The sequence below is a fragment of the Desulfovibrio sp. genome (genome assembly GCF_014803725.1).
Lineage (GTDB): Bacteria > Desulfobacterota > Desulfovibrionia > Desulfovibrionales > Desulfovibrionaceae > Desulfovibrio.
The window spans coordinates 32,557-58,599 of record NZ_JAAVBE010000029.1; the positions used below are offsets into that span (position 1 = coordinate 32,557).

Below are 26,043 nucleotides of genomic sequence, written 5' to 3' on the forward strand. Positions count from 1 at the left end.
AATCATGAAAAAATTTTCCCTGCTCCTCCTCACAGTCCTTCTGGCGGCGTTTTTGCGGCCCATCGTGTGCGAATTTTCACAGGCGCAGGCCGCCTCCGGGGCCTCCGATGAGCTCCCCGTGGAGGCTGGCGACATCACCCCGCAGGACAGCGGCGAGAAGCCCGTGGACGGCGGCCGCATCTTTTTCGGCACCATCGGCGAGGCCTCCAACCTCATCTCCTACCTCACCACGGATTCCGCCTCGCACGAAGTGGCGGAACTGCTCTTCGTGGCGCCGCTGCGCTACAACAAGGATCTCGAGCCCGAGCCGTGGGCCGCGGAGCGCTGGAGCATGGAGGACGGCGGCAAGCGCATGCGCTTCACCCTGCGCAAGGGCATCCTGTGGGAGGACGGCACCGAGCTCACGGCCGAGGATGTGGCCTTCACCGTGCGCGTGGTGACGGACCCGGCCACGGCCAGCCCCTATGCCGAGGATTTTTCACGCATCAAGGAACTGCGCGTGCTCGACCGCTACACCTTTGAGGCCGTGTATGACGAGTTTTTCGCGCGCGCAGTGGCCTCGTGGATGAGCCCCATCCTGCCGAAGCACATCCTCGAGGGGCAGAACATCCGCGCGACCCCCTTTGCGCGCAAGCCCGTGGGCGCCGGCCCCTACCGGCTGAAGGAGTGGGACGCCGGCAGCAGCATCACGCTCGCCGCATCGCCCACCTATTTCGACGGGCGCCCGCATATCGACGAGGCCGTGTACCGCATCATCCCGGACGACGCCACCATGTTCATGGAGACCCGCGCCGGACGCCTCGACGTGATGAACCTGAGCCCGCTCCAGTACCTGCGCCAGACCTCGGGGCCCGCGTGGGAGCAGGAATTCCATAAATACCGTTATCTTGCCTCGGTATATGTCTTTCTCGGCTTCAACCTGGAGCATCCTTTTTTCAAGGATGTGCGCGTGCGCCGGGCGCTCTCGCTCGCCATCGACCGCCATGCCCTCGTCAAAGGCGTCCTGCTGGGGCAGGGGGTGGCCGCGTTCGGCCCGTACAAGCCGGGCTCCTGGGCGGCGCACCCTACGCTCAAGCCCGTGGCCCAAGATGTGGCCGAGGCGAAGCGCCTGCTCGCCGAGGCGGGCTTCACGCCCGACAAGGACGGCATGCTCAGGCGCGACGGAAGGGCCTTTGCCTTCAGCATCCTCACCAACCAGGGCAATGAGCAGCGCATCCTCACCGCGACCCTCATCCAGAGCCAGTTGCGCGCCATCGGGGTGGAGGCGCGCATCCGCACGGTGGAGTGGGCGGCCTTCATCCGCGAATTTGTCAACAAGGGGCGCTTCGATGCCGTCATCCTCGGCTGGACCATCCCGCAGGACCCGGATATTTTCCAGATCTGGCATTCCTCGCAGGCGCATGACGGCGGCCTGAACTTCATCCATTACATGAACCCGCAGGTTGACGCCCTGCTGGAAAAGGCGCGCACCACGCCCGACCGGGCAAAGCGCGCGGCCCTCTATGCCCGCGTGCAGGAGATCCTTGCGGACGAGCAGCCCTATTGCTTCCTGTTCGTGCCTTATGCGCTGCCGGTGGTGCAGCGGCGCTTCATGGGCATCGAGCCGGCGCTCGCCGGCATCATGTACAATTTTGAAAAATGGTGGGTGCCCAGGGCGCTTCAGCGGCATGCGCTGGCGCCCTAGAGAGGGGAGATGGGGAAGCCCGGTCAGTGGCTGGCCGCGGTTTTGGAGCCACGCTTCCGCTTTTCAAGCGCTTCCTTAATAAATTTGCCCGTCACGCTCTCTTCGTTGGCGGCGATGCTTTCCGGCGGCCCGGCCGCCACCACGGTGCCCCCCGCCTTGCCCCCGCCCGGGCCCATGTCGATGATGTAGTCGGCGTTGAGCATCATGTCGCGGTCATGCTCGATGACGACAACGGTCGCCCCCTGGGCGAGCAGCGCCCGGAAGACCCCCAGCAGACCGCGCACATCCAGCGGATGCAGCCCGATGGTGGGCTCGTCGAAGATGAAGAGCGCGTCCCCCTGGGCGCGGCCCATCTCGCTCGCCAGCTTGAGGCGTTGGGCCTCGCCGCCGGAGAGTTCCGGCGTGCCCTCGCCGAGAGTGAGATAGCCGATGCCGAGCCGCTGGAGGGTGCGCAGGCGCTCGGCCACCGCCTTCCAGGAGCCGCAGACCCCGATGGCGGCGTCCACATCCATGGCCATGAGTTCCGGCAGGGACACGCTTGCGCCTGAGGGAAACGCGTGCCTCGCAAGGTCTGCCTCGCGCGCGTAACGCGAGCCGCGGCACTCCGGGCAGGGAATGTCCACATCCGGCAGGAATTGCACATCCAGGCTGATGACGCCCGTGCCGTCACAGGTGGGGCAGCGCAAAGAGCCGGTATTGTAAGAAAAATCACCGGCTTTCCAGCCGTGCTCGCGCGCCGCGGGCGTGCGCGCAAAGATTTTGCGCAGGGCGTCGTGAACGTCGGCATAGGTGGCGATGGTCGAGCGCACATTGACGCCGATGGGCGTGGCGTCGATGAGGCGCACGCGCGTGATGCCGCCGGCGTCCAGCGCCCGTACATGGGCGGGCAGGGGCTTGCCCGCGCACACAGCCTCCAGCGCCGGCGCGAGGCTTTCGAGCACAAGGGTCGTCTTGCCCGAGCCGGAAACCCCCGTCACCACGGTGAGCCGGCCCTTGGGGATGTCAACCTCCAGCGGGTGCACGGTGTGGATACTGCCGATGGCGAGGTGGATGGCGCCCTCGGCGAAGAGCGGGGCGTCTGTGCGCGGCCCGGGCTCCGCCACAGGCTCCCCCGCGAGGAAGGGGCCGATGCGCGAGGCCGGGTCGCGCTCGATTTCAGGCACAGTGCCTTGCGCGATGATCCGGCCGCCGGCCGCGCCCGCGCCGGGCCCGAGCTCGATCACCCAGTCCGCGCGCTCGAGCAGCTGGACATCGTGGTCAACGAGGATCACGGAATTGCCGTCGGCCACGAGGTCGCGCATGATGCCGGCCACGCCGGCGAGATTGGCGGGGTGCAGCCCGATGGAGGGCTCGTCGAGCACATAGAGCACGCCCGTGGTGCGGTTGCGCACCGCGCGGGCGAGCTGCATGCGCTGGCGCTCTCCCGTTGAGAGGCTTGATGCGCTGCGCTCCAGCGCAAGGTAGCCGAGGCCGAGCTCAAGCAGCCGTTTCGCCGCGCCCTCAAAGGCATCCGCGATGTCGCGGGCCATGGGCCGCATGGGCTCGGGGAGTCCCGCCGCGATACCGTCCACCCACGGGGCGAGCTCGTCCAGCGGCAGCCGGCAGACGGCATCGAGCCCGAGCCCGCCAAGAAGCGGCGCCCGCGCCGCGTCGGAAAGGCGCGAGCCGCCGCAATCCGGGCATTCCTCCTGCTTGAGGAAGCGCTCCACGCGTTTCATGCCCTTTTCGTCCTTGACCTTGGCGAGCGCGTTTTCCACCGTGTACACGGCATTGTAATAGGTGAAGTCCAGCTCCCCGGCCTGGTTGCTGTTTTTCGGCTTGTAGAAGATATGCTTCTTGACCGCCGGCCCATGGAACACGATGTCCCGCTCCTCGGGCGTCAGCTCGCGGAAGGGCACGTCCGTGCGCACGCCCATGGCGCGGCAGACATCCGTCATCAGCGACCACATGAGGCTGTTCCACGGCGCAACGGCGCCTTCGTCGATGGTAAGCGACTCGTCGGGCACAAGGCTCGCCATATCCACGGTGTGCACGGTGCCGGTGCCGCCGCAGGTGCGACAGGCGCCCAGGCTGTTGAAGGAAAGCTCCTCCGCAGAGGGCGCGAAAAAACGGGCCCCGCACTCCGGGCAGACCAGTTGGCGCTCCGCGGCCACGTCCAGCGTGGGTTCGAGATAATGGCCGTTGGGGCAGCGGTGGTTCGCGAGCCGCGAGAACATGAGCCGCAGGCTGTTGAGGAGTTCCGTTCCCGTGCCGAAGGTGCTGCGCAGCCCGGGCACGCCCGGGCGCTGGTGCAGGGCGAGGGCCGCGGGCACGTAGAGTATTTCTTCCACCTGGGCGCGGGGCGCCTGTGTCATGCGCCGGCGCGTATAGGTGGAGAGCGCCTCCAGATAGCGGCGCGATCCCTCCGCATAGAGCACGCCCAGCGCCAGCGAGGACTTGCCCGAGCCGGAAACGCCCGCGATGCCGACGACGCGGTTGAGCGGCACATCCACACTGATGTTTTTGAGATTATGGACGCGCGCCCCGCGGACCTTGATGCAGGCCGGAACCTGCGCTGCTTCGCCATTCATGTGTTCTTCCTTTTAACGTGAACAGTCACTCCAGATTCTTGAATCCCTCGATACCTTTTGCGATGAGGCAATCAGCATAGGCGATCATGGCCTCGATGGGGATGACCTTGCCGGAAAGTATCCATTGCCGATAGAGCCCGGCCCCTGAATTATAGATAAAACACAGCAGGATGTCCTGCCTTTCCCGTGAAAGCGAGGTGAACCAGCTCGAAGTGCACCATGTGCCGCGCACAAGGCGCATCATGAGCTGGGTGCCGATGCGCTGGTAGCTGTCGCTGCACACGAGATTGTCATAGTATTTTCCTTGGCTCGTGGAAAATTCGTAGAATTTCCGGGTTATCTCCCTGATATGCGCCGGGGCGGAATAGTCCGCGATGGAGAGCAGATAGTCCCGGGTGATTTCTTCAAGTATTTCTTCAAAAAGACTGTCGAGAGATGAATAATAGACATAAAAGGTCTTGCGCCCGATTTGCGCCTGCGCGCAGAGCGCCGAGACCGTCAGTTCGTCATAACTGCTTTCCGAGACCAGCTTGAGGAAGGCCGCCCTGATGCGCGCCAGTGTTTTCGTGACCCTGAGATCCCTCGGCTTCCCGTCCACGCCAAGCCGCCTTTTCGTAACAGTTTTCGCCATGATGGCGCATAAGAAACAGTTTGCGCCCTCGTGTTGTTGCCGCCGAAACAGCCTGTGGGTTAAGAAGCATATGTTTCCGAATTTTGTCAAATCCTGGAGGGAAAATGCCAACTATCTTCATCACCGGGGCTTCGTCAGGCATTGGCAGGGCGGCGGCACGGCTTTTTGCGGAAAAGGGCTGGGAGGTCATCGCCACCATGCGGCGGCCGGAAAAGGAGGGGGAGCTTGCTGCCCTCGCCAACGTGCACCTGTTGCCGCTTGATGTGACGGACTCGGCCCAAATTGCGCGCACCTGCCAAAAGGCACTGGCGGAACATGACGTGGACGTGCTTTTGAACAACGCGGGCTACGGCATCATGGCCCCGCTGGAAAAGCCCACGGAAGCCGAAATCCGCAGGCTGTTTGATACGGATGTCATCGGCTCCATGCTCGTGACGCAGCAATTCATCCCGCATTTCAAGAAGCGGAAGGCAGGCACCATCATGGTGACGACTTCCCTTGCGGCCATCATCGCCTTCCCGCGCGATGCCGTCTATGGCGCGGCCAAGCGGGCGCAGCAGGGCATGGTTGAATCCCTGTACTACGAAATGCGGCCCTTTGGCGTGGCGGTGAAGGCCATGGTGCCGGGCGGCACGAAAACCAATTTTCAGACGCCGCTCAACGACACCACGGGCTATGAAAAGGCGGCCGCCAACCAGCGCAAGTTCCTGCTGGACGGCAATGCCGAATTCCCGGGCCCAGAAGAAGCGGCCGGGGTCATCTACCGCGCTGCCACCGACGGCAAGGACATCATCAATTACCCCACAGACAGCGTGTGCGCCAGGCTCTATGCCAAATATGAAGAAATGGGGCTTGAGAAGTTCAAGGAGTATTTTTACCGCCTGGTTTTTGAAAACCAGGCCTGACGGCGGCTTGGCGGAGCAAGCGCCGCCGCGGGCATCTCTGAGGAGCGGCCGGCGGGGCTCAAAAGCAGGTGCGGAAAAGGAGGGGGAGCAATGTATGCACTCGCCATTTGCGGAAGCCCGCATAAACACGGAAACACGGCTCTTTTATTGGGGGCCGCTCTTGAACCGCTCATCCGGCAGGGATGGGAGACGGAACTCTACACGCTTGCAGGCAGACAGGTCCGCGGCTGCATCGCTTGCGGCCAGTGCATAAAAAGGCGGGATGGGCAATGCGCCATAAAAACCGATTGCCTGAATGAAGAGATATTACCGCGCCTTTTCCGGGCAGATGCCATCCTCATCGGCAGTCCCACCTACTTTGCCGGCATCGCATCCGAGATGAAGGCAGTTATCGACCGGGGCGGCTTCGTTGCGCTTGCCAATGGCGGCCTGCTCGCTGGAAAAATTGGCGCGGCCGTTGTGGCGGCGCGTCGCGGTGGCCCGGTCCCTGTTTTCGACACCATCAATCACTTCTTTCTGACGAGCCAGATGGTCGTGCCGGGCTCGCTCTATTGGAATTTCGGCTTTGGCACCCTGGACGGAGAAGTGGAAAAAGATGCAGAGGGCATGGCAAATATGCGGGACCTGGGTGCCAAGATCGCTTGGCTCGGGGAGGCGCTTGCGCCAGCCATGGGTCGCTTCCCCAAGGTGGGCCCGGTCCTTGAGGACGTGAAGTAACGCTCAATCCATAGCAGAAGAAGAGAACATGGCCGAATCAACACTTCTTGTCGCTTATTTCTCCCACGCGGGACCAAACTATGTTGATGGAAAAATCGTTGAGCTTCCTGTGGGGAATACCGAGGTAGCGGCAAAAAAACTGTCTGAAATCACCGGCGCGCCTCTTGTGCGTATCGAACAGGCTGAAAGCTATCCCGAGGATTATCATAAGCTCACCGAAGTTGCCAAAAAGGAGCTCAAGGCCGGTGTAAGACCCGCATTGAAGAGCGGCATCCCCGACATGACAGGCGTGGATACGCTTTTCCTGGGCTATCCCAACTGGTGGGGCACCATGCCCATGCCTGTCTGGACCTTTCTTCACGCCCTCCCCACAGCGGGCAAAGCCATAGCGCCGTTTTGCACCAATGAAGGCAGCGGCATGGGCCGCAGCGAGAAGGATCTGCGCGCCCTGTGCCCATCTGCGAACATTCTGCCCGGCCTGCCCATCATCGGCCACAAGGTGCATGAGGCTGAGGCGCTTTTACGCAAGTGGGCGCGGGACATCCTCGCGTGACGCAATATCTGCAAATGACGGCAAATACCGCGGTGGCATGAGAGCTGGCGCGAGATCCCCTCAACATCCACAGGAGAACATCATGAACAACTTCGTCTTCCAGAACCATACCCGCATTTATTTCGGCAAGGGCGTCGTGGAGGAATATCTTGCCAAACTGCTCCAACCCTACGGCAAGAACGTCCTCCTCGCCTATGGTGGCGGATCCATCAAGCGCACGGGTGTCTATGACACGGTGACGGCACAGGTAAGGGCCGCGGGCAAGACCGTTTTCGACTTTCCCGGCATCATGGCCAATCCCACCAAGGCAAAAGTTGACGAAGGCGTCCGGCTCGTCAAGGAAAAGAACATCGACTTCATTCTCGCCGTGGGCGGGGGCTCGGCCATCGACTGCGCCAAGGCCATTGCCATCGGCAGCCGCTATGCCGGCGACTGGTGGAACGATTTTTGGCTGAACCAGGGCAGGGTTGACTTCGAGCAGCTCCCCCTCGGCGTGGTGCTGACCATTTCCGGCACCGGCTCCGAATTTGACGGCGGCGGCGTCATCACCAATACGGAAACCAATATCAAGACCGGCCGCATCTACCCGGAGCTTTCGCCCAATTTCTCCCTGCTTGACCCGGACTACACGCTGACCGTGCCGGAACGCCAGGTGCGCGCGACAGCATTCGATACCATGTCGCACCTGATGGAATTTTATTTCTGCAAGCCGGATACGGACAATGTTTCCGACGACCTGCTCGAGGCCCTGCTGCGGGCGCAGATCCGCAATTTCCGCTCCTTCATGAAGGACTTGAAAGACTATGACGCCCGTTCCAATATCGAGTGGATAAGCTCGCTCGCGCTCTGCGGCATCATGGGCCTTGGCAAGCAGCCGGATTTTGACTGCCACAACCTGGAACACCAGATCGGCGCCTTCACCGATTGCGTCCACGGCGAGGGGCTCGCGGTCATCACGCCGCCCTATTACCGCTGGCTCCTGCCCCATGCGGTGGGGCGTTTCGTGCGCTTTGCCGTCAATGTGTGGGGGCTGGCGCCCCAGGGCGATGACAAGGCGCTGGCCGCCGCCGGAGTGGAGGCCCTTGCCGATTTCATCCGCTCCGTCGGCCTTCCCACGACCATGCAGCAGCTTGGCGTGAAGGACATGGCCGAGCTCACGAAGATAGCCCGCTCGGTGCAGACGGGCCCGGGCACTTATTGCAAATGCACCCCTGCCGATGTGGAGGCTATCTTCAAGGCCTGTTGGGAGTAGGGCGGGGGTCAAAATCCCGGCCACGCTTGCGCGACACGCCAAACAGGCATAAGTGTGGGTAAAACCGCAGGAGCGCCTATGGAAACACGGGAACTGGGAAATTCGGGCCTTAGGGTCGGCATCGTGGGCCTTGGCTGCGAAGGGCTGCTGGACAAGGCGCCGGACTATTATGCGAAGGCGCTCGACCTTATGGAGGGCGCCGGCGCCAACTGCATCGACCTCTATTCGCCAAGCCCCGTCCTGCGCACCAATCTCGGGCGCGCCCTGCGCGGGCGCCGCGAAAAGTTCGTCCTGCAGGGGCATTTGTGCACTGTCTGGGAAGACGGGCAGTACAAATGCACGCGCGACCTGCAAAAGGTGCGGGCGTCGTTTGAAGACCAGCTTAAAAGGCTCGGCACGGGCTGGCTCGACATCGGCATGATCCACTATGTGGATTCGCTGGCCAACTGGAAAAAGGTGGAGGAGGGGGGCATCCTCGATTATGCGCTCGGGTTCAAAAAGCAGGGCGTCATCCGCGCCCTGGGCCTTTCCAGTCATAATCCCAAGGTGGCGCTCAAGGCCGTGGAGGAGGGCGCCATCGAGGTGCTCATGTTTTCCGTCAATCCCTGTTATGACCTCCAGCCGGCGGACGAAGACGTGGAGCAGCTGTGGAACCGGGAAAAGTACAGACAGCCCCTCACCAACATGGACGCCGACCGCGCCCGGCTGTACGAGACCTGCATGGAACGCGGCGTGGGCATCACCGTCATGAAGGCCTTTGGCGGCGGCGACCTTTTGCATGCCGGGCGCTCGCTCGCCGGCGTGGCGCTCACCGCCCACCAGGCAATCGCCTATGCGCTGGACAGGCCTGCCGTGGCCTGCGTGCTCGCCGGCGCGCACAGCCTTGCGGAACTTGAGGAATGCCTCAGCTACGGCGCGCCCGGGAGCGGGGGGAGTGACTATGCCGAAGTCCTCGCCCGCTTCCCGCGCATTAGCTGGAAAGGGCACTGCATGTATTGCGGGCATTGCGCCCCGTGCACGGAACATATCGACATCGCCATGGTCATCAAGCTGCTCAACCTGGCCGTGGCGCAAAACGCGGTGCCCGAAACGGTGCGCGAGCATTACCGCGCATTGCCGGTCAGGGCCGATGCGTGCAGCCAATGCGGCGTTTGCGAAACGCGCTGCCCCTTTGAGGTAAAGATCCGCGAGCAGATGGCCCGCGCACGGGAAGTCTTTTCCTGAGCGGAACCGCGTCGTCTGAGGTTTTCCTCTTCGCGCGAGTGACAGCCACACAGAACCATGATGCTTCAACCTTAAAAAGGTGGAGGACAGGCAGATGAAACTCCTTTCCCGCAGGACCTTTGTTCAGGGTGCGGCCCTTTCCCTGGGCGCCGTCGCACTTGCGCCGGGCCTCAGCCTTGGGGCGCCGAAACAGGATGCCGCGACTTTGCCGCAAAAGACTCCGGTCATCGGCTCCAAAAAAGTCACGCCGGGGCAGGCTTCGGGCTCGGTCGCCAAGGTGTATTTTTCGCCCGTCATTGATGAAGCGAGCCTCATCAAGCTGTACAATCTCGTTAACGAGGGCATTTACGGCAAGGTCGCCATCAAGGTGCATACGGGCGAGCCCAACGGCCCCAACATCCTGCCGCGCGAGCTCGTGGCCGCCCTGCAAAAGACCATCCCGGACAGCGCCATCGTGGAGACCAACACTCTCTATGAGGGCGGCCGCTATACCACCGAAGGCCACAGGAAAACGCTTGAGGTCAATGGCTGGACCTTTTGCCCCGTGGACATTCTGGACGAAAAGGGCGATGTCAGCCTGCCCGTGCGCGACGGTTTCCACCTGAAAGAAGTGGCCATGGGCAAGGGCATTACCGACTATGACTCCATGCTCGTGCTCACGCATTTCAAGGGCCATTCGAGCGGCGGCTTTGGCGGCTCCATGAAGAATATCGCCATCGGCTGCGCCTCCGGGCAGGTGGGCAAGCGCCAGGTGCACGGCACCAACATGGAGGGCAAGCCCGAGTTCAGCACATCCGCCAAGAAAGACCTCTTCATGGAGCTCATGGCCGATTCCGCCAAGGCCGTGACCGACCATTTCGGCAAGCACATCACCTATATAAATGTCCTGCGCAATATCAGCGTCGATTGCGATTGCGCCGGCACGCGCGCCCACGCGCCCACCATGAAAGATATTGGTATCCTGGCCTCCAATGACCTGCTCACCATCGACCAGGCCGCCTGCGACCTGATTTTTGCCGCGCCGGACAGCAAGGACGTTGTCGAAAGGATCGAGAGCCGCCACGGCTTGCGGCAGCTTTCGGCCATGCGCGAAAAAAAGATGGGCAATCCGCAATATGAATTGATCACTATTAAGTGAGCCGGGCGCAGGTTTGCCGTTCCATGAGGGGCGGCGTTCGCTGGGGCCTTCCCTGGCAGGCGCGCCCCTTTCCTTGCTTGCTGCCCCTGCAAAATTTGATTAAAAAACGCTCTGGGATTCCGGCCGGCTTCGCCCTCATGGACGAGGCATCGGACGCCTCCGGGGCTTGCGCGCCGGGCGCCTTTCCCGGAACGAGCTCAACTTCAGTACCCCGCGGAGAACTGCCATGGATTGGTTGGTGCACATCTTCAGGGCCAACCCCGTCATCCCCATTTTCCTGACGCTCAGCATCGGCTTCTGGCTCGGGCAACTCAAATACAAGTCGTTCACCCTGGGGCCGGTGGCGGCCACCCTGCTCGTGGGCGTAGTCATCGGGCAAATGCAGATCCAGATCCCGGAAATCGTGCGTTCCATTTTCTTCATGCTGTTCCTGTTTTCCATCGGCTACAGCGTGGGGCCGCAGTTTTTCATGGCTTTCAAGGGGCATGGGCTCAAGCAGGTGGCCTTTGCGCTGCTGGCGGCTGTCATCTGCGCCACAACGGTCATCGTGGCCGCGCGCATCATGGGCTATGACATGGGCGTGGCGGCCGGCCTCTTCGCCGGCTCGCAAACGGCCTCCGGCTCCCTCGGGCTCACCGCCGAGACCATCCGCGGCCTCATGATGGATGAGAGCCAGAAGGAATTTCTCCTGTCCATGATTCCGGCAAGCTATGCCGTTACCTATGTATTCGGCACCATCGGCTCGGCGTGGTTCCTCTCCAATATCGGGCCCATACTCCTTGGCGGCATGGCGAAAGTGCAGAAAGAAATCGCGGAGATCGAAGCCGCCATGGAGGATGGCGAATTTCAGGCCGAGCCCGGATACATGTTGGCAGAACGGGCGGTGTCATTTCGCGCCTACCGCGCGGAGAACGCCTTTTTTGACCGGCCGCGCACCGTAGCCGAAATCGAGCGGGAATTTGCCGGCCGGGGCTTGCGCCTCTTCGTCGAACGGCTGCGCATCAAGGGGGAGATAAGGGACCCGAAGCCCGACCTTCGTGTGCGCAAAGGGGATACCGTGGTCCTGAGCGGGCGGCGCGAGGTCATCGTTGACGACGGCCAGACCATCGGCCCCGAAGTGGCGGATCATGAGCTGCTGAGCTTTGGCGTGGAGAACCTGCCCGTCACCATCGCGCAGGGCAAGGTGGCGAAGATGACCTTCGGCGAGCTCAGGCAGCAGCCCTTCATGAAGGGCGTGGTGGTACGCAGCCTGACCCGCAACGGCGTTTCCCTGCCGGGGCGTTCAAAGACCATGCTCCAGCGCGGGGACGTGCTGACCCTCGTGGGCCTGCCCGTGGATGTGGCCGAGGCCGTGCAGGAAATAGGCTACTCCGACCGCCATACTCAGGCCACGGACATGATCTTCCTTGGCTTCGGCGTGGCGCTCGGCTGTTTTGTGGGCGCCCTGAGCATAAAGATCGGCGGCGTGCCCGTCTCCATCAGCACCAGCGGCGGCGTGCTGCTCTCGGGGCTCTTCCTGGGCTGGCTTCGCAACCGGCGCCCGTCTTTCGGCAGGATTCCTTCGCCGGTCATCTGGCTGTTTGACAAGCTCGGGCTCAACATGTTCATCGCCGTCATCGGGCTGACATCCGGGGCGACCTTCATCCACGCGCTCAAGGAATTCGGCGTGGGGCTCTTCATCACGGGCATCGTCTGCACCCTGCTGGCCCTGACCATCAATATCTTCATCGCCCGCAAGGTCTTCCGCTTCACCGCGCCGGAGACACTGGGCTGCGTGGCCGGCGCCCGTTGCGGTGTGGCCTCCATCGGCGCCATCCAGGACGCCCTTGACAGCAACCTGCCGGCCATCGGCTACAGCGTCACCTATGCGGTGGCGAACCTCGTGCTCGTCTTTTCGAGCCTGCTTGTTCTGGCATTTGCATGAGAAAAGCGCGTTCCCCCTGGGGGAGCGCGCCTTCTGACCTCTGAGGAAAGCGCCCCGCTGTGCGGGGCGCTTCTTCATATCATATGCGCTTCAGGCCTCGGCCCTGGTCTTGGCCGCCTTGATGAATTCCCGGAAGAGGGGATGCGCCTGCATGGGGCGCGACTTGAACTCGGGATGGAACTGACAGCCCAGGAACCACGGGTGGTCGGGCAGCTCCACGATCTCCACCAGGGAGTCGTCCGGGGCGGTGCCGCTGAAGATCATGCCCTTTTCGCCGAGCGTCTCCTTAAAGTCATTGTTGAACTCATAGCGGTGGCGGTGGCGCTCGTCGGCCATGTCCGTGCCATAGGCGTCATGCGCCCTGCTGCCGGGCAGCAGCTTGCACGGGTAGGAGCCGAGGCGCATGGTGCCGCCCTTGTCGCTCTCGTCATCCCGGCGTTCCACATTGTGCGTGCGGAAATCGAACCATTCCTTCATCAGGTAGATGACTTTTTGCGGCGAAAGGGGGTTGAACTCTTCCGAATTGGCTTCAGGGAGGCCGGCCACATTGCGCGCAAACTCGATGACCGCGCACTGCATGCCGAGGCAGATGCCGAAAAACGGCACCTTGTTCTCGCGCGCGTACTGGATAGCCGCGATCTTGCCCTCCACGCCGCGATAGCCGAAGCCGCCGGGCACCAGGATGCCGTCACAGCCCGCAAAGACCTCGGCGGCGTTTTCCGGGGTGACGTTTTCGCTGTTCACGTAGCGCAGCTCAACGGCCACCCGGTTGGCGACGCCGCCGTGCATCAGCGCCTCGTGCAGGCTCTTGTAGGCTTCCTTCAGGTCCACATACTTGCCCACGATGGCGATGGTCACCTTGCCGCGGGGATTGGCGCTGTCATGGATCAGGCGCTCCCACGCTTCGAGGTGGGCGTTGCGCGCGGGCAGGCGCAGCATGATGGCGACCTTCTGGTCAAAGCCCTCTTCATAGAACTTGAGTGGCACCTCGTAAATATTGTCCACATCCACCGAGGAAAACACGGCGTCCTCGTCCACATTGCAGAACAGGGCGATCTTTTTGCGCATTTCCTGTGGGATGCTCTGCTCGCAGCGGCAAAGGATGATATCTGGCTGGATGCCGATGGACAAAAGCTCCTTGACGCTGTGCTGGGTGGGCTTGGTCTTGTGCTCGCCCGCGCAGCGCAGGTAGGGCACGAGGGTGAGGTGGATGTTGAGGCAGTTGTCGCGGCCGAGCTCAGAGCGCAACTGGCGGATGGCCTCGAGGAAGGGCAGGCCCTCGATATCGCCCACCGTGCCGCCGATCTCGATGATGGCCACGTCCGGCGCGTCCGGGCCCTCCGCGAGCGAAAGCACCGTACGCTTGATCTCGTCCGTGATGTGCGGGATGACCTGCACCGTGGCGCCGAGATAGTCGCCCCGCCGCTCCTTGGCGATGACATGGTTATAGATGGCGCCCGAGGTGGTGTTGTTCTTCCGCGACATGGGCACATTGAGATAGCGCTCGTAGTGGCCGAGGTCGAGGTCGGTCTCCGCGCCGTCGTCGGTGACAAAGACCTCGCCGTGCTGAAAGGGGTTCATGGTGCCCGGGTCCACATTGATGTACGGGTCCAGCTTCTGGATGGTGACATCCAGCCCGCGCGCCTTGAGCAGGGCGCCCAGCGAGGCCGCCGCCAGCCCCTTGCCCAGCGAGGAAAGCACGCCGCCCGTCACGAAGATGAACTTGGTTTTCATGGCACCCCCTTGGCACTGCCGCGCGCTGCGGCACATCGCTCAACCGGGGAAGAATAAACCATGTCGCGCGCCTTGGCTAGTCATTTTGCCGGTGCGCCGGCTGGCGGAGGTTTGCGATTCCGAAGCCCGCCGGACGAAGAGGAGGGCAACTTCGGTATGGGTAACGTGCAAGACACAACTTGCACCCCATTGTTGCCCCCGTTTTTCGTGGCTTCCAACGGATTTCAGCAACCCCCAGAGGAGAATAAAAACAGAAAAGCCCGCTCTGCTCAAGGCATTGCGGGCTTTCATGGACCGTGTTGAGAACTTTCCTGGTGGAGGCGGGGGCCACCAATCATGGTTGTCAAGCTATTGAAATAATTACTACCTTATCCCGCCAGTTGAGGACATGGTGCCGAAGAAGGTACCGGTTGTCAAGCGGGCTAGCTTGCCGAGAGATTCACGCTTTCAATGAAAATTTTCCAACAACTGCTTTAATTTCATTGCGAAATTCCCTGAGAATCATCACAGAGTGAATGTCTCACCTTGCCACTTTCCAAGGGTGCGACATTAAATGAGAGAGCCTTTTGGGTAGTGGGCCATGAAGGGAGTCGAACCGATGTAGGTGTGACCTTCGGGAATTTCCACAAACACGAAACATTTTATGTTATTCCAACGCATACTGCCCAAGCAAATAATATTTACTTGGGCAGTATGCAAAACAAGTGGTATAGGGGGATAAATCAGGAGATAAAATATCACGCCGCATATGCTGTCGTAGATTTTAGCCTATGAAACGTGTCAAATCTCCCCATTGCCAAGCAAATTGCCACAATCAATGACCATGGTGTGTCCTGTGATATGAGCAGCTTCGTCAGAAGCCAAAAACCGGGCGGCAGCGCCAATATCCTCAGGGAGTGCAGGACAGCCCATCGGTATGGCTGCAAGCACGGCTTTTTCCTCGTCAGGATGCTCCCGGTAATATTGGGTGTTAAGAGGAGTGCGCACCCAGCCTGGGGCGATACCATTAACAGTAATGCCCATGGTTGCATACTCTCGGGCAAGATATTTGGTCAACTGAAGAACGCCAGCCTTGGAAATACCATAAATTGATCGAACCGCTTGCACCATGAATGCAGTAATTGAACAGGTATTAATGATGCGTCCCCACTTTTGAGGCTGCATAATTTTTGCCGCATTTATTGTGTTGAAATAGCAGCTTTTTAGATTGATATTTATTATAAAATCCCAGTCGTCTTCTGAATAATCAAATGAAAATTTACGTCTATTTACGCCTGCATTATTCATGAGAATATCAAAATGCCCTTCTTCATCCTTGATTTTTTGGAAAGTATCATTCATCGCACCTATATTTTGGACATCACAAATTTGATACGATACATTTAATCCCTTGTTTGTTAGTTCATTAACGGCAATTTTTGTTGTTTCTTCTGAAATATCAACAATAAAGACTTTGGCACCTCCCTTAGCCAATGCTTCACTAATTCCTAGACCAATTCCTTGGCTCCCACCAGTCACCAATGCCACTTTGCCGGTCAAGTCATACATAGCTAATGCTCCTTATTTAAAATGATTACAGAATAGGAAGCAAGTAATATACCATTAATTATTAGAAAATTTTTCATATAATAATACATACTTATGTCAATGATTCCAGAGTGTCCAGACTCTTCCGTCTATGAATGGTTCGGAGGTATTCGGACATTTAATAGTTTTCAAAGGAGGAAAAATCTAGGTGTGGTTCAAAAAAAAACCAAACATCTTTAACAAAAAGATAAATACGAGAAATGGATGTAAGGACACAAAGCTGGATGAGTGACCATTAAGCTGTTCCTATGGTGCAAAAATGAACCAAATATCGACGATTATGAAGACTCTGGTACGAATTTGGACCAATTGAGCTCCAAATTGATATCATAAAGAGTTTTCTTACGCTCAGAATATCGAAAAATTCCTGCTGAGGGCTAATCTTCTTCCAATATTCGTTTGGTATGCAAGTTGCTCCCTAGAATTATGGGAATAATTGAAAAACAAGTGGGGAGGGTATCGGAATGAAGTCAGCAACCATCGTGACATATCTGAACTATACAATCATCTTTTGCTGCTTCCTATTTTCTAAATATATACCTCCGCCAGCCGGCCTACCTCCAATCAGTATGGAGGTTCTTGGGATATTCGTTGGTACGCTTTGGGGGTGGATAACCTTCGGTATGGGGTGGCCTTCCATACTTGGTCTTCTGGCATTCGGCATGTCAGATTATTGCTCTATGAATTCTGCGCTCAGCACCGCTTTTGGGACGCAACTTATCATCATGATCTTAGCGCTGCTGCTGTTGGCCTCATTTGTGGAACAGGCAAATCTGACAGATTTCGTACTTGACTTGCTTATGAGCAGAAAATCTTGCAAAGGGAGACCATTCGTCATCTTTTATTATTTTATAATGGCAGGATATATTGCAGCTATTCTTTCTTTTGGCAATGCTGTATTTATCATTTTTCTTGGATTTTTTAAGGCAATGATGAATAAGACAGGCATAAAGCCGCATACAAAAACAGTGACATGTTTTTTTATTGGGCTAATGCTTGCAATGCTTATGTCAGAACTTTCACTCCCATTCAAATCTACTGGACTTTATAGTATTGGAGCGTATGAAGCTGTTACTGGACAGCAGGTAAATTTGATGAAATATGTCATTTTTATGCTACCAATATGTGTATCTATTTTGACACTCTATGTACTCCTTTGCAAATATATTTTCAAACCAGACCTAAGCATGCTCTCTAATTTTTCACATGAGATCAGGGAAACATCAAGGCTGAATAAACGCCAGAAGTATTCGTTTGTTGGTATTCTTATCGGGATGTTTTGCTTGTTACTCCCCTCCATTATTCCCGCATCTTGGCACATAAAAGAGACATTTAATGAATTGGGTGGTGGTGGCTTGGCGTTGATGGTTATCGGGATTTTAATGGCCGTTCAGGTGGATGGAAAACCCTTGATGGATATCAGGAAAATAGGACAATTCTTCCCTTGGGCCATATTTTTCTGTCTTGCTTTTCTGTTTCCAGTTGCTGGTGCGATTTCATCCGACACACTTGGGCTCAAGCAGATGATTTTAGCGGATGGAGAGGCATTTTTCCGTTCAATCTCAACGATTATGGCTGTGGTATGCCTTATTGCTTTGCCTGCATTTTTTACAAATTTTATGAATAATGCGGTCATTGGCATAACTGCACTGACAATTTATGGATCTATCTCGGGAAGTATAGAGATTAATCCTAATATTGTCTTTGGAATGATCGTATTCGCCGCAAATCTTGGTATGTTTTTCCCTGCCGCCAATCCTATTGCCACAATGGCGTTTGCTGAAAGAGAGATTGTCGGTTTTAGACAACTGTTAGTGTATTCATTTATCACATGGGCCATTATGTGTATTTGGTCTGGAATTATTTGCTACATGTATGGAAGCATAGTATATTGAAGACTAGATTGACAGGGGCGATTTCCCAATCGCCCCTGTCTCATCAATTTTCCTAGGGCACCCTTCTTGACTTATCCAATTTTCTCAACAGAGTGGCATGGCTAACTCCAAGACTTTTCGCCGCTTTCCTTATGCTGCCTAACTGAGAGATCCTTTCTTGAATAATTCCCTTTTCGTAATCACCTACTAAACTGGCGAGAGAACTACAAAAATTATCATTTATATTAATATCTTTTGAAATATTAAGGTCTTCTCTATCAATAATAACTCCCGGTGCCAATGCTATACTGCGTTCGATGGTATTTCTTAATTCTCGTATATTCCCAGGCCAATCGTATTGCTCAAGATGCCTTGCTGCTTCCCTTGAGAGTCTTTTATTGAGATTTTCTTTATGATTAAAGTAATCTATAAAAGAATTTGCAAGTGGAAGGATGTCTTTTTTTCTTTCTCGCAAAGGAGGAATAGTAGCGGAAATTACATTGAGCCTATAATAAAGATCAGAACGAAACTTTCCCGCGTGTACCTCGTCCATAAGTTTCTTGTTAGTAGCTGCCACCACTCTGAAATCCAGCTTGATTGATTTGCGGCCTCCGAGTCGTCTACATTCTCTATTTTCGAGTACACGTAAGAGTTTTACCTGGAAGTTGAGGGGAAGCTCTCCAAGTTCATCAAGAAAAATTGTGCCTGAATTGGCCAGTTCAAAATATCCTGGCTTAGTTTGTGCGGCTGATGTAAATGCCCCTTTTTCATATCCAAAAAATTCAGATTCAAACAGCTCGGCGGGGATAGATCCACAATTCACAGGAATGAAAGGCCCATCACAACGCTTGCTCACCGCGTGAATACCACGTGCAAGTACCTCCTTTCCAACCCCAGTTTCACCGAGCAGTAGCACGTTGCTTTCTCTTAATGCTGCTTTTTTCAACATATGAAGAAGATCCTTCATAGCCGAATCAATTGCGATAATGCTAGATGGAAAACCTGCAATTCCTTCATTGCTGAATTCAATACCTTTTCTTAATGTCTCTCGATAATTTTCAAGCAACTTTTGCTGAAGTTGATCACACTTTGTATGTTGAATAAAAACATACATTTCCCTTGTTTGAAAATCAAAATACGGAAATGCGTTGAGCATGACGGCTTGTGTTTTATCATACAATCCAAAATTATGGATTGGACGTTTATAATGAATAGCATCAAGACCTACTGTACCTGTTGAAAGGAGCGATTCGTCGGTTAAAAACTTACTTCGAATTGGATTTTTTAAAACATGTGTATGGAGCAGAGCCTTTGTATCCATCTTATAAAAATATTCAATATGCTTATTCGCATAAATAAAATTTCCTTCAGAGTCTATAACACATGTAGCCTCATCGGAAAGATCGCATAATTTCCTGATATGCTCGGGGACGGTCAAGTTTGTTTTATTATTGATGGGCATGATGACTCCTACTCCGTTAATTTGGCATATTCCTTGCTCAAGCCCGTATATCCCATTTTCACTTTATCCCAAAGGAGCGCAGTTATGATCATTGATTGCCGTGTTCGTCCGCCCATGAAGTCCTATGTTAACATGAACCTTTACCGGGAGTGCGTGACCCAGTCGTGGGCGGATAATTTCTGTATGAAGATTCCGCCGTCCGTAGTCAAGCGTGACCCGAAACTTATGTTTGAAGAAATGGATGAGGCCGGCATTGATATGGCCGTCACCACTGGGCGCCAGTCCAGAATTCACGGCTCCATCCCGAACAGTGAAATTGTGGAAATCGTAAAGCAATATCCGCGCATGATTGGCATCGCTGGACTTGATGCCAACTGGCCCACTTCCCGAGCGGTTGATGAAATTGATGAATTTGTCATCAATGGACCTTTAAAGGGTGTTGGCCTGGAGCCCGGTGCAGCTGAATTTCCCATGCACACCGATGATCCTCGCCTTTATCCTGTGTACCAGTATTGCTCTGATCATGACCTTCCTGTGTTCATTATGGCAGGTGGTGGCCAGGGCCCTGACCTCACCTACAGCATGCCCGACCATATCGGTCGGGTTTGCAGGGACTTTCCAAAGCTGACTGTGGTGAATACCCACGGGGGATACCCTTGGGTGCCGCAAATTTTGTTCCAGGCAATGATGTGCCCCAATATGTATATTGCGCCTGATATGTATACATATAACATGCCAGGCGCGGAGCAATATGCCGTTGCCTCCCACGGAATATTGCGAGAACGCTTTATTTTTGGAACCGGATATCCCTTTATCCCATTCAAACCGGCTGTGGAACTCTTCAAAAAAATGGGCTTTGCTGAGGAATATATGGATAACTTCCTCTACAAAAATATTGCACGAGTCCTCAAGCTGGATGTCTAATCACGGATCAAATGGCCCGCAATATTGCGGGCCATTTTGTTTTAATTGTCGCTACCGAGGAACCATTTATTTATAGTGAGGAGATGTATGGGAGCTGAGAATAAATACCAGATTGGGGTACTTGAGCCGGCATTTTTGGGTACCCTCGAATTGCGGAACCGCCTGGTGGTGCCCCCCATGGTCACCTATCTCGCCGGCACTGACGGTCGGGTGACCGATGAACTTATCGCCTACGCCAGGGCAAGGGCCGCGGGCGGCTTCGGCCTCTATGTCGTGGAGGCCACCTATGTGGATTCGGCGGGCAAGGGCTTTACCCGCGGCGTGGGCATTGACGCGGACGACAAGATTCCGGGGCTGCGCCGCCTCACGGACGCCGTTCATGCGGCGGGGGGCAAGATCTCCATCCAGTTGCACCACGCCGGGCGCGAAACCACGTCCGCCATCACAGGCATGCCCATCGTGGCCCCGTCGGACTGCCCGGTCTGCTATTCCGACGAAGCCGTGCATGAGCTTTCCGTTGCGGAAATCGAGGAAATTGTCCGCCGATTTGGGGCAGCGGCACGCCGGGCAAAGGAAGCCGGGTTTGACGCGGTCATGATCCACGGCGCGCACGGCTACCTGCTGACGCAATTCCTTTCGCCTTATACCAACAAACGGACGGATGCCTATGGCGGTTCGCTGGAAAACCGGCTGCGCATCTCCCGCGAGGTCATCGAGGCCGTGCGCGAGGGGGTGGGCCGCGCCTTTCCCGTCACCTACCGCATGACGACAGAAGAAGGTGTGCCCGGCGGCCTCACGCTTCAGGAAAGCGCCCGTGCGGCCAAAGCGCTGTGCGCGATGCCCATTGACTGCCTGCATGTGGTGGCGGGCAACTACGCCACCAACCAGCTCATCCTCCCCCCGGCCAGCTACGGCGATGTGACCAACAGGCCCCGTCTCCAGGTCATCCGCGAGGCGGTGGGACCGGATGCCACACTGGCTGTTTCCGGGCGAATCACGAACGTGTTTCAGGCAGAAGCCCTCTACCGTGAAGGGCTCGCCGATTTCATCGGCATGGGGCGCGCATCGCTGGCCGACCCGGAACTTCCCAAAAGGGCCGCGCGGGGCGATCACCGGCGTATCCGCAGCTGCATCGGCTGCAATGACGGGTGCATCGGACGCACCAGCAGGGAAATTTCTGTCAGGTGTGCCCTCAATCCCCTCACCGGACGCGAGCGCGAAGCGGAGGTAGCCCCGGCTGCAACGCGCAAAAAAGTCATGGTCATCGGCGGCGGCCCTGCGGGCATGGAAAGCGCGTGGCTTGCGGCCCGACGGGGGCATAAAGTCGTCCTCTGCGAAAAAGAGGACCGGCTCGGGGGCCAGTTCCTCCTTGCCGCCTATCCGCCGAAAAAGAACGACATCCTCACCTATCTTGAGCACATGGCAGGACGCCTGGACGAGGCCGGCGTGGAGACGCGGCTTGGCTGCACCGCCGACATGCGCCTGGTGGAAGCGGAAAAGCCGGACGTGATCCTGCTGGCCACCGGGGGCANNCCGCTCCGCATCCCCTTCCCCGGCCTGGACAGCNTNCCNCACACCACNGCCCAGGCGGTATTGCGCGANGACCTGGCCAGCCTCGGGCAGCGCGTCGCCATCATCGGCGGGGGCATGGTGGGNTGCGAGACGGCGGAGTTCATNGCCGACACNGGCAGAACGGTTGATGTCATCGAAATGCAGCCCACCGTNCTCGGGGAGCTGTTCTTTACGGTNCGNGACGCCCTCCTGGCGCGCCTCGAGGCANAGGGGGTGCGCATCCACACGGACAGNAAGGTCCTGCGNATCGAGGANGGCTGCGTCATCGCCGCGGACTCAAGCGGGGNGGAAAAGAAAATCGGGCCTGTGGATACGGTCGTCCTGGCCCTGGGCGTCAAGCCCGACGCCGCGTTGGAACAGGAACTGNCAGCNGCAAAGATTCCCTTTCTCAAGCTGGGGGACTGCGAAAAGCAGGGGAATTGCCAGGACGCCACGTCCATGGCTCTTGAAGTCTTGAACATCTAGGGAGGACACCATGAAGAGGAGTTATCTTGCGGGGGGCGTTCTGGCGCTTGCACTGTTATTGCCGGGCNTACAGCCGGGGGCNGGTGCCATTGATTTCAAGGCGCGGGGCTTGTGGCAGCTTGGCGTGGGCGTCAACGTCAACAGCCTCGCGGAAAAGCAGGGGAACACGCATCTCAACAATCCCATCAGCAACGACAAGCTCAAGGCACGGCAGCGCGTACGCCTGTGGCTGGATGCCGTTGCCTCCGAAAANCTTTCCGGTGCGCTGAATTTTGAAATCGGGCATATCCGCTGGGGCCANGCCTCCACGGGNGGTGCCCTGGGGGCGGACGGGAACATCATCAAACTCCGCCAGGCGTACATCGACTGGCAGATGCCCGACACCAACATNAAGACGCGCATGGGCATCCAGAATCTCACGTTGCCGCAGGCTGCCGGTGAGAGCAATATCCTGGCCGACAAAAGCGTTGCCGGTATCGTCACCTCATGGCAGGCCAATGAGAATTTCGGTCTCACCGGCATGTGGCTCCGTCCCTATAACGACAACTACACGGGCAAGGATGCCAACTATCTGGANAATCTTGACCTGTTCGTGCTCAGTGTCCCCATCCAGGCCGGCCCNCTCAAAATGACCCCCTGGGTCATGTTCGGCATGCAGGGGCGGAACACCTTCAANGTTCCCAACGACCATGGGGGCTACAACTACGTCTTCACNGGCTATGACGGCGGCAACCTNGTGGGTTCGCTGGGTTCCGTGCCTTTCGGCAATGTCAACCAGCCTCACTCCACCAGCAAGACCTATGGCGACCTNTTCTGGGGGGCCTTGCCGCTGACGCTGGACNTCGACCCCTGGCGCTTCGAGTTTGAATTTGACTACGGCTATGCCGCGCCCATGGGCCGCTACACCGTGGAGGAGATCCTCCACGGCGTTCATTANGGNACGCAGCGGGCCAGCTCCGAGCGCNAGGGCTGGCTCGTCAAGGCTCTGGCCGAATACAAGCTGGACTGGGGCGTGCCCGGCATCTTTGGNTGGTACAGCTCCGGCGACGACGGCAACCTNAAAAACGGTTCCGAGCGCCTGCCNTACCTCTATGCNCAGACCAACTTCACGAGCATGCTGGGCGACGCCACCTGCCTCTACGGCGGCATCGGCGGCAATGACCGTTCCATGTCGTTCGACGGCACCTGGGGGCTTGGCCTGCGGATCAAGGACCTCTCCTTCATTGAGGGNGTCCAGCACCTTATCCGGGCCACATGGATCCAGGGCACNAATGATCCGTCCATGGTCAAGTATGCCGCCTATCTGTCGCGCGGNGTCTCNGACCCGTGCATCGCGTGGCAGGGCGTGCCCGAAACATTGGACTATTACCTCACGCGCAACGACAACCTGCTTGAGNTCAACGTGCACACGGTGGTCAATATCTACGAAAACCTCAAGATGGGCCTTGAGTTCGGNTATGTGGTCAATATGCTGGACAAGGACACCTGGAAGCGTCCNGCGGATACCACCTTCTCCAAAACGGACATGTGGGTGGCTGACATCACTTTTAACTATTCGTTTTAACACATCNGNGAGGAGAAGCACCCATGAGNACGCTTGAAAGCCGTGTCCAGAAACTGGAAGACATGGAGGCCATCAAGGCCCTCAAGTACACCTATGCCACCATTCTTGACGAAGGCTATGACCNGGAGCGCGTGGCAGCGCTGTTTACCCCCGNCGGCCTATGGTCCATCANCGGNGTGGGNGGGACGGCGCGAGGCACAGAGGCCATAAAGCAGCANAGCAGGAATCTGGGNCAGGACATCATCTGGGGGCAACACAACATGTTTGCGCCCATCATCGAGNTTGGCAGCGACGGGCAAAGCGCNGTNGGCACCTTTTATCTCGTTTGCTTTTTGACGATGAAAGCCAATACCCNCGAAGGAAAAGAGGCATACATCCTGATAGGGAAATATAAGGACCGGTTCGTCAAGGTGAACGGAAAGTGGCTCTTCAGTGAACTGGTGGGGCACATCGATCAGTCCTCCCCATGGTCTGAGGGCTGGGTGAAATGCCCATTTACCAAGGAAAGTTGGTAAGCTACGAATACTCTTTCTGCGGAAAGCCAGCATTGGATGCTCCTTCTCCCTGAGGATAGGAGTGTTCAAGCTGGCTTTTCGTAGCTTTAGCAGTGGTAGATGAGACTTACTCTGACACTCCGCTCCGTCTTGGTGGTTCTCCCTGTTCGATGAGTTTATCTGTCCCTCCTTTTCATCCCAGCTACTTTTCTCACCAAGCTAGATTTGGATAGCCGTTCTGCAGCAGCACATCTTGTCGATGATTGGTTTGTGGGGACATTATCCCCGAGCAATATCCTTTTTGTAGTTTACTAGATTATTAGAATGGTGAAGGATATTCAAGTTTTTACCCAATTCCATTAGATTTACAACATAGCCGATAGACCACTTCTGAACGATTTTCCTTTTTTCAAAGTATTTGAAGTTTTCGCCAGCCTCCCGATCCAGGTTTCAGCAAATGGCGTCGCATCTTTTTGCGGGCTCCTTGCCAAGATTTTGTTCCCCTATTTCTCTCATCGACTATCTGGGCAAGGGGACACACTTGACCCGATAAGCCCATAATTTCAGCTTCACGACCGTTAGACCTTGCCCCATGAGATTGACGATTTCTTAAGACCGTTTCCACCTTTTTCCAGCCGCCAACATCTTCTCCTGGCCAGGACACTTGGCCCTTAATCTTGTCGAAGGCATGGGCGTTTGTCTGCGGCCATCGTCCAGCAAAACATAATACCGTGCATTTGTTTTTTTCGCTGGTCATGGGCTCTTTTCTCTGAGTATGCTTGCGCAAAATTCTGGAGGAGGTGCCGTTTTATGCTGATCGGGAAATTTCGTTTTGTGAAGGCAGTAAGAATTTACAGGTTGGTAGCTGGCTGCCGCCAGCCACTTCAACCTGCCAAAGGGTTTCGCCCTCTGGACTCCCTGAGCGCGCTCGGCGCTTCGCTTCTCGCACGCATGAGGCAAAAGAAATGAGGAAGAGAGTCACCAAATACCCATGCCGCCGCACGGTAAGAATCACCAAAGCCGAGGACGAAAGGCTGCAAACTCAGGCTGCGATTGCGCGTATCTCGGTCGCCGAATACATGCGGAGAAAATTTTTCGGAGGACGACCCATTATCGCAAGAACCGATGATCTTGCTATCAGGGAACTGAGAAGGCTCGGCGGCTTGCTCAAACATAATTTTGTTCTGGCAACCGAGGCGCATCAACCAAAAATATGGGACGAGATGAAGGAGACATTAAAGAAAATCCAAGCGGCAATTGATTTCTTGGGGCAGGAAAATGATCCTTAAAAAATTCAAGCGCACCAATCTCACGCGGACAAAACGGGCCATGATTGGCGCCCTGTTCGACTATGTGTTGGCCGAGAAAGACGAGGACGGCAAAGATAAATGTGTCTGGTCATCCGCCCTGAATTTTATCGCCGCCACAAGGAAAGGCCAGAAGGCGGAAATGGTTTCTCTGGCCGAGGAATCAATCAAAAGCCGTATGCCTGTGGCCCACTGGATGTTGAGCTGGAACGAGGACGAGATCCCTACCGAGGCGCAGGTGACGGAGGCGGTGCAGATGTTTCTCCAGGGCATGGGGTTGGAGGGGCATCAAACGCTTGTGGCTGTTCATGCCAACACCCAAAATGTTCATGCCCACATATTGGTCAACCGAGTTCATCCAGACACCTTGCAAGTCATCCAGCCTCACAAGGGCTTTGACATCGAAGCAGCCCACAAGATTGTGGCGCTGATCGAGAAAAAGCAGGGATGGCAGCCGCAGAA

General features: G+C 56.9%; 21 protein-coding genes. 15 read left to right on the forward strand and 6 right to left on the reverse strand.

Going from position 1 to position 26,043, the window contains the following annotated elements; translation table 11 throughout:
* Positions 1–4: 4 nt before the first annotated feature.
* Entirely contained in the window at positions 5–1,684 is a 1,680-nt protein-coding gene (locus HDR50_RS10875; RefSeq protein ID WP_291358175.1) for a peptide-binding protein, read from the forward strand.
* Positions 1,685–1,707: 23 nt separating this feature from the next.
* Here the strand turns inward: HDR50_RS10875 and HDR50_RS10880 are convergent, their stop codons facing one another.
* Positions 1,708–4,254, reverse strand: coding sequence for a hypothetical protein (locus HDR50_RS10880; protein ID WP_291358177.1), 2,547 nt, complete (start codon positions 4,252–4,254; stop codon positions 1,708–1,710).
* 25 nt (positions 4,255–4,279) lie between these two features.
* Entirely contained in the window at positions 4,280–4,885 is a 606-nt protein-coding gene (locus tag HDR50_RS10885; RefSeq protein ID WP_291358178.1) for a helix-turn-helix domain-containing protein, read from the reverse strand.
* Positions 4,886–4,989: 104 nt separating this feature from the next.
* Between HDR50_RS10885 and HDR50_RS10890 the strand changes: the two genes are divergently transcribed.
* The 7 genes from HDR50_RS10890 to aspT all read left to right on the forward strand — a co-directional run bounded on the left by HDR50_RS10890 (position 4,990) and on the right by aspT (position 12,598).
* Complete coding sequence (locus HDR50_RS10890) at positions 4,990–5,790, forward strand: SDR family NAD(P)-dependent oxidoreductase (RefSeq protein ID WP_291358179.1); 801 nt, start codon at positions 4,990–4,992, stop codon at positions 5,788–5,790.
* 90 nt (positions 5,791–5,880) lie between these two features.
* Positions 5,881–6,507 (forward strand): flavodoxin family protein, encoded by a 627-nt coding sequence (locus HDR50_RS10895; protein WP_291358181.1) that lies wholly within the window; start codon positions 5,881–5,883, stop codon positions 6,505–6,507.
* A 28-nt stretch (positions 6,508–6,535) separates the two neighbouring features.
* A complete protein-coding gene (locus HDR50_RS10900) occupies positions 6,536–7,060 on the forward strand; it encodes a flavodoxin (RefSeq protein ID WP_291358183.1) in 525 nt (174 codons plus the stop codon).
* Positions 7,061–7,142: 82 nt separating this feature from the next.
* A complete protein-coding gene (locus tag HDR50_RS10905; protein ID WP_291358185.1) occupies positions 7,143–8,312 on the forward strand; it encodes an iron-containing alcohol dehydrogenase in 1,170 nt (389 codons plus the stop codon).
* Between the two features lie 78 nt (positions 8,313–8,390).
* Positions 8,391–9,536 (forward strand): aldo/keto reductase, encoded by a 1,146-nt coding sequence (locus HDR50_RS10910; protein ID WP_291358187.1) that lies wholly within the window; start codon positions 8,391–8,393, stop codon positions 9,534–9,536.
* A 94-nt stretch (positions 9,537–9,630) separates the two neighbouring features.
* Positions 9,631–10,674, forward strand: a complete 1,044-nt coding sequence (locus tag HDR50_RS10915; RefSeq protein WP_291358189.1) for a DUF362 domain-containing protein — start codon at positions 9,631–9,633, stop codon at positions 10,672–10,674.
* A 226-nt stretch (positions 10,675–10,900) separates the two neighbouring features.
* Entirely contained in the window at positions 10,901–12,598 is a 1,698-nt protein-coding gene (gene aspT, locus HDR50_RS10920; RefSeq protein ID WP_291358191.1) for an aspartate-alanine antiporter, read from the forward strand.
* Between the two features lie 90 nt (positions 12,599–12,688).
* On the opposite strand, the gene HDR50_RS10925 is transcribed toward aspT, so the two are convergent.
* Both HDR50_RS10925 and HDR50_RS10930 read right to left on the reverse strand, forming a co-directional pair.
* Positions 12,689–14,332 carry a CTP synthase gene (locus HDR50_RS10925; protein WP_291358192.1) on the reverse strand — a complete coding sequence of 548 codons (1,644 nt, stop codon included), beginning with the start codon at positions 14,330–14,332 and terminating at the stop codon, positions 12,689–12,691.
* A gap of 780 nt (positions 14,333–15,112) precedes the next feature.
* Positions 15,113–15,880 (reverse strand): glucose 1-dehydrogenase, encoded by a 768-nt coding sequence (locus HDR50_RS10930; protein WP_291358193.1) that lies wholly within the window; start codon positions 15,878–15,880, stop codon positions 15,113–15,115.
* Between the two features lie 503 nt (positions 15,881–16,383).
* Here HDR50_RS10930 and HDR50_RS10935 point away from each other — a divergent pair.
* Positions 16,384–17,814 carry a hypothetical protein gene (locus HDR50_RS10935; protein ID WP_291358194.1) on the forward strand — a complete coding sequence of 477 codons (1,431 nt, stop codon included), beginning with the start codon at positions 16,384–16,386 and terminating at the stop codon, positions 17,812–17,814.
* A gap of 52 nt (positions 17,815–17,866) precedes the next feature.
* On the opposite strand, the gene HDR50_RS10940 is transcribed toward HDR50_RS10935, so the two are convergent.
* Positions 17,867–19,255 (reverse strand): sigma 54-interacting transcriptional regulator, encoded by a 1,389-nt coding sequence (locus HDR50_RS10940; protein WP_291358195.1) that lies wholly within the window; start codon positions 19,253–19,255, stop codon positions 17,867–17,869.
* A gap of 84 nt (positions 19,256–19,339) precedes the next feature.
* On the opposite strand from HDR50_RS10940, the gene HDR50_RS10945 reads away from it, so the two are divergent.
* The 4 genes from HDR50_RS10945 (at position 19,340) to HDR50_RS10960 (ending at position 24,295) form a co-directional block, all read left to right on the forward strand.
* On the forward strand, positions 19,340–20,179 hold the full coding sequence (locus tag HDR50_RS10945) for an amidohydrolase family protein (protein ID WP_291358196.1): 840 nt from the start codon (positions 19,340–19,342) through the stop codon (positions 20,177–20,179).
* Between the two features lie 87 nt (positions 20,180–20,266).
* A complete protein-coding gene (locus HDR50_RS10950; RefSeq protein ID WP_291358197.1) occupies positions 20,267–22,216 on the forward strand; it encodes an FAD-dependent oxidoreductase in 1,950 nt (649 codons plus the stop codon).
* A 10-nt stretch (positions 22,217–22,226) separates the two neighbouring features.
* Positions 22,227–23,780, forward strand: coding sequence for an outer membrane homotrimeric porin (locus HDR50_RS10955; RefSeq protein WP_291358198.1), 1,554 nt, complete (start codon positions 22,227–22,229; stop codon positions 23,778–23,780).
* A 23-nt stretch (positions 23,781–23,803) separates the two neighbouring features.
* Positions 23,804–24,295, forward strand: coding sequence for a nuclear transport factor 2 family protein (locus HDR50_RS10960; RefSeq protein ID WP_291358199.1), 492 nt, complete (start codon positions 23,804–23,806; stop codon positions 24,293–24,295).
* Between the two features lie 388 nt (positions 24,296–24,683).
* Here HDR50_RS10960 and HDR50_RS10965 read toward each other — a convergent pair whose 3' ends face one another.
* Positions 24,684–25,031 (reverse strand): hypothetical protein, encoded by a 348-nt coding sequence (locus HDR50_RS10965; protein ID WP_291358200.1) that lies wholly within the window; start codon positions 25,029–25,031, stop codon positions 24,684–24,686.
* Between the two features lie 22 nt (positions 25,032–25,053).
* Here HDR50_RS10965 and HDR50_RS10970 point away from each other — a divergent pair, with 22 nt between their 5' ends.
* Positions 25,054–25,563: a hypothetical protein gene (locus tag HDR50_RS10970; RefSeq protein WP_291358201.1), complete on the forward strand. Its 510-nt coding sequence runs from the start codon at positions 25,054–25,056 to the stop codon at positions 25,561–25,563.
* Positions 25,553–26,043 (forward strand): relaxase/mobilization nuclease domain-containing protein (locus HDR50_RS10975; protein ID WP_291358203.1); only part of this gene is annotated, 491 nt, incomplete at its 3' end. The genes HDR50_RS10970 and HDR50_RS10975, both read left to right, overlap by 11 nt.

What these genes read in the sequence shown, in the direction of transcription:
- aspT (WP_291358191.1), top strand. Translation starts at nt 10,901, where the DNA reads ATGGATTGGTTGGTGCACATCTTCAGGGCCAACCCCGTCATCCCCATT.
- HDR50_RS10910 (WP_291358187.1), top strand. Translation starts at nt 8,391, where the DNA reads ATGGAAACACGGGAACTGGGAAATTCGGGCCTTAGGGTCGGCATCGTG.
- HDR50_RS10940 (WP_291358195.1), bottom strand. Translation starts at nt 19,255, where the DNA reads ATGCCCATCAATAATAAAACAAACTTGACCGTCCCCGAGCATATCAGG.
- HDR50_RS10890 (WP_291358179.1), top strand. Translation starts at nt 4,990, where the DNA reads ATGCCAACTATCTTCATCACCGGGGCTTCGTCAGGCATTGGCAGGGCG.
- HDR50_RS10930 (WP_291358193.1), bottom strand. Translation starts at nt 15,880, where the DNA reads ATGTATGACTTGACCGGCAAAGTGGCATTGGTGACTGGTGGGAGCCAA.
- HDR50_RS10875 (WP_291358175.1), top strand. Translation starts at nt 5, where the DNA reads ATGAAAAAATTTTCCCTGCTCCTCCTCACAGTCCTTCTGGCGGCGTTT.
- HDR50_RS10895 (WP_291358181.1), top strand. Translation starts at nt 5,881, where the DNA reads ATGTATGCACTCGCCATTTGCGGAAGCCCGCATAAACACGGAAACACG.
- HDR50_RS10905 (WP_291358185.1), top strand. Translation starts at nt 7,143, where the DNA reads ATGAACAACTTCGTCTTCCAGAACCATACCCGCATTTATTTCGGCAAG.
- HDR50_RS10925 (WP_291358192.1), bottom strand. Translation starts at nt 14,332, where the DNA reads ATGAAAACCAAGTTCATCTTCGTGACGGGCGGCGTGCTTTCCTCGCTG.
- HDR50_RS10885 (WP_291358178.1), bottom strand. Translation starts at nt 4,885, where the DNA reads ATGGCGAAAACTGTTACGAAAAGGCGGCTTGGCGTGGACGGGAAGCCG.
- HDR50_RS10900 (WP_291358183.1), top strand. Translation starts at nt 6,536, where the DNA reads ATGGCCGAATCAACACTTCTTGTCGCTTATTTCTCCCACGCGGGACCA.
- HDR50_RS10945 (WP_291358196.1), top strand. Translation starts at nt 19,340, where the DNA reads ATGATCATTGATTGCCGTGTTCGTCCGCCCATGAAGTCCTATGTTAAC.
- HDR50_RS10915 (WP_291358189.1), top strand. Translation starts at nt 9,631, where the DNA reads ATGAAACTCCTTTCCCGCAGGACCTTTGTTCAGGGTGCGGCCCTTTCC.
- HDR50_RS10880 (WP_291358177.1), bottom strand. Translation starts at nt 4,254, where the DNA reads ATGAATGGCGAAGCAGCGCAGGTTCCGGCCTGCATCAAGGTCCGCGGG.
- HDR50_RS10965 (WP_291358200.1), bottom strand. Translation starts at nt 25,031, where the DNA reads ATGACCAGCGAAAAAAACAAATGCACGGTATTATGTTTTGCTGGACGA.
- HDR50_RS10935 (WP_291358194.1), top strand. Translation starts at nt 16,384, where the DNA reads ATGAAGTCAGCAACCATCGTGACATATCTGAACTATACAATCATCTTT.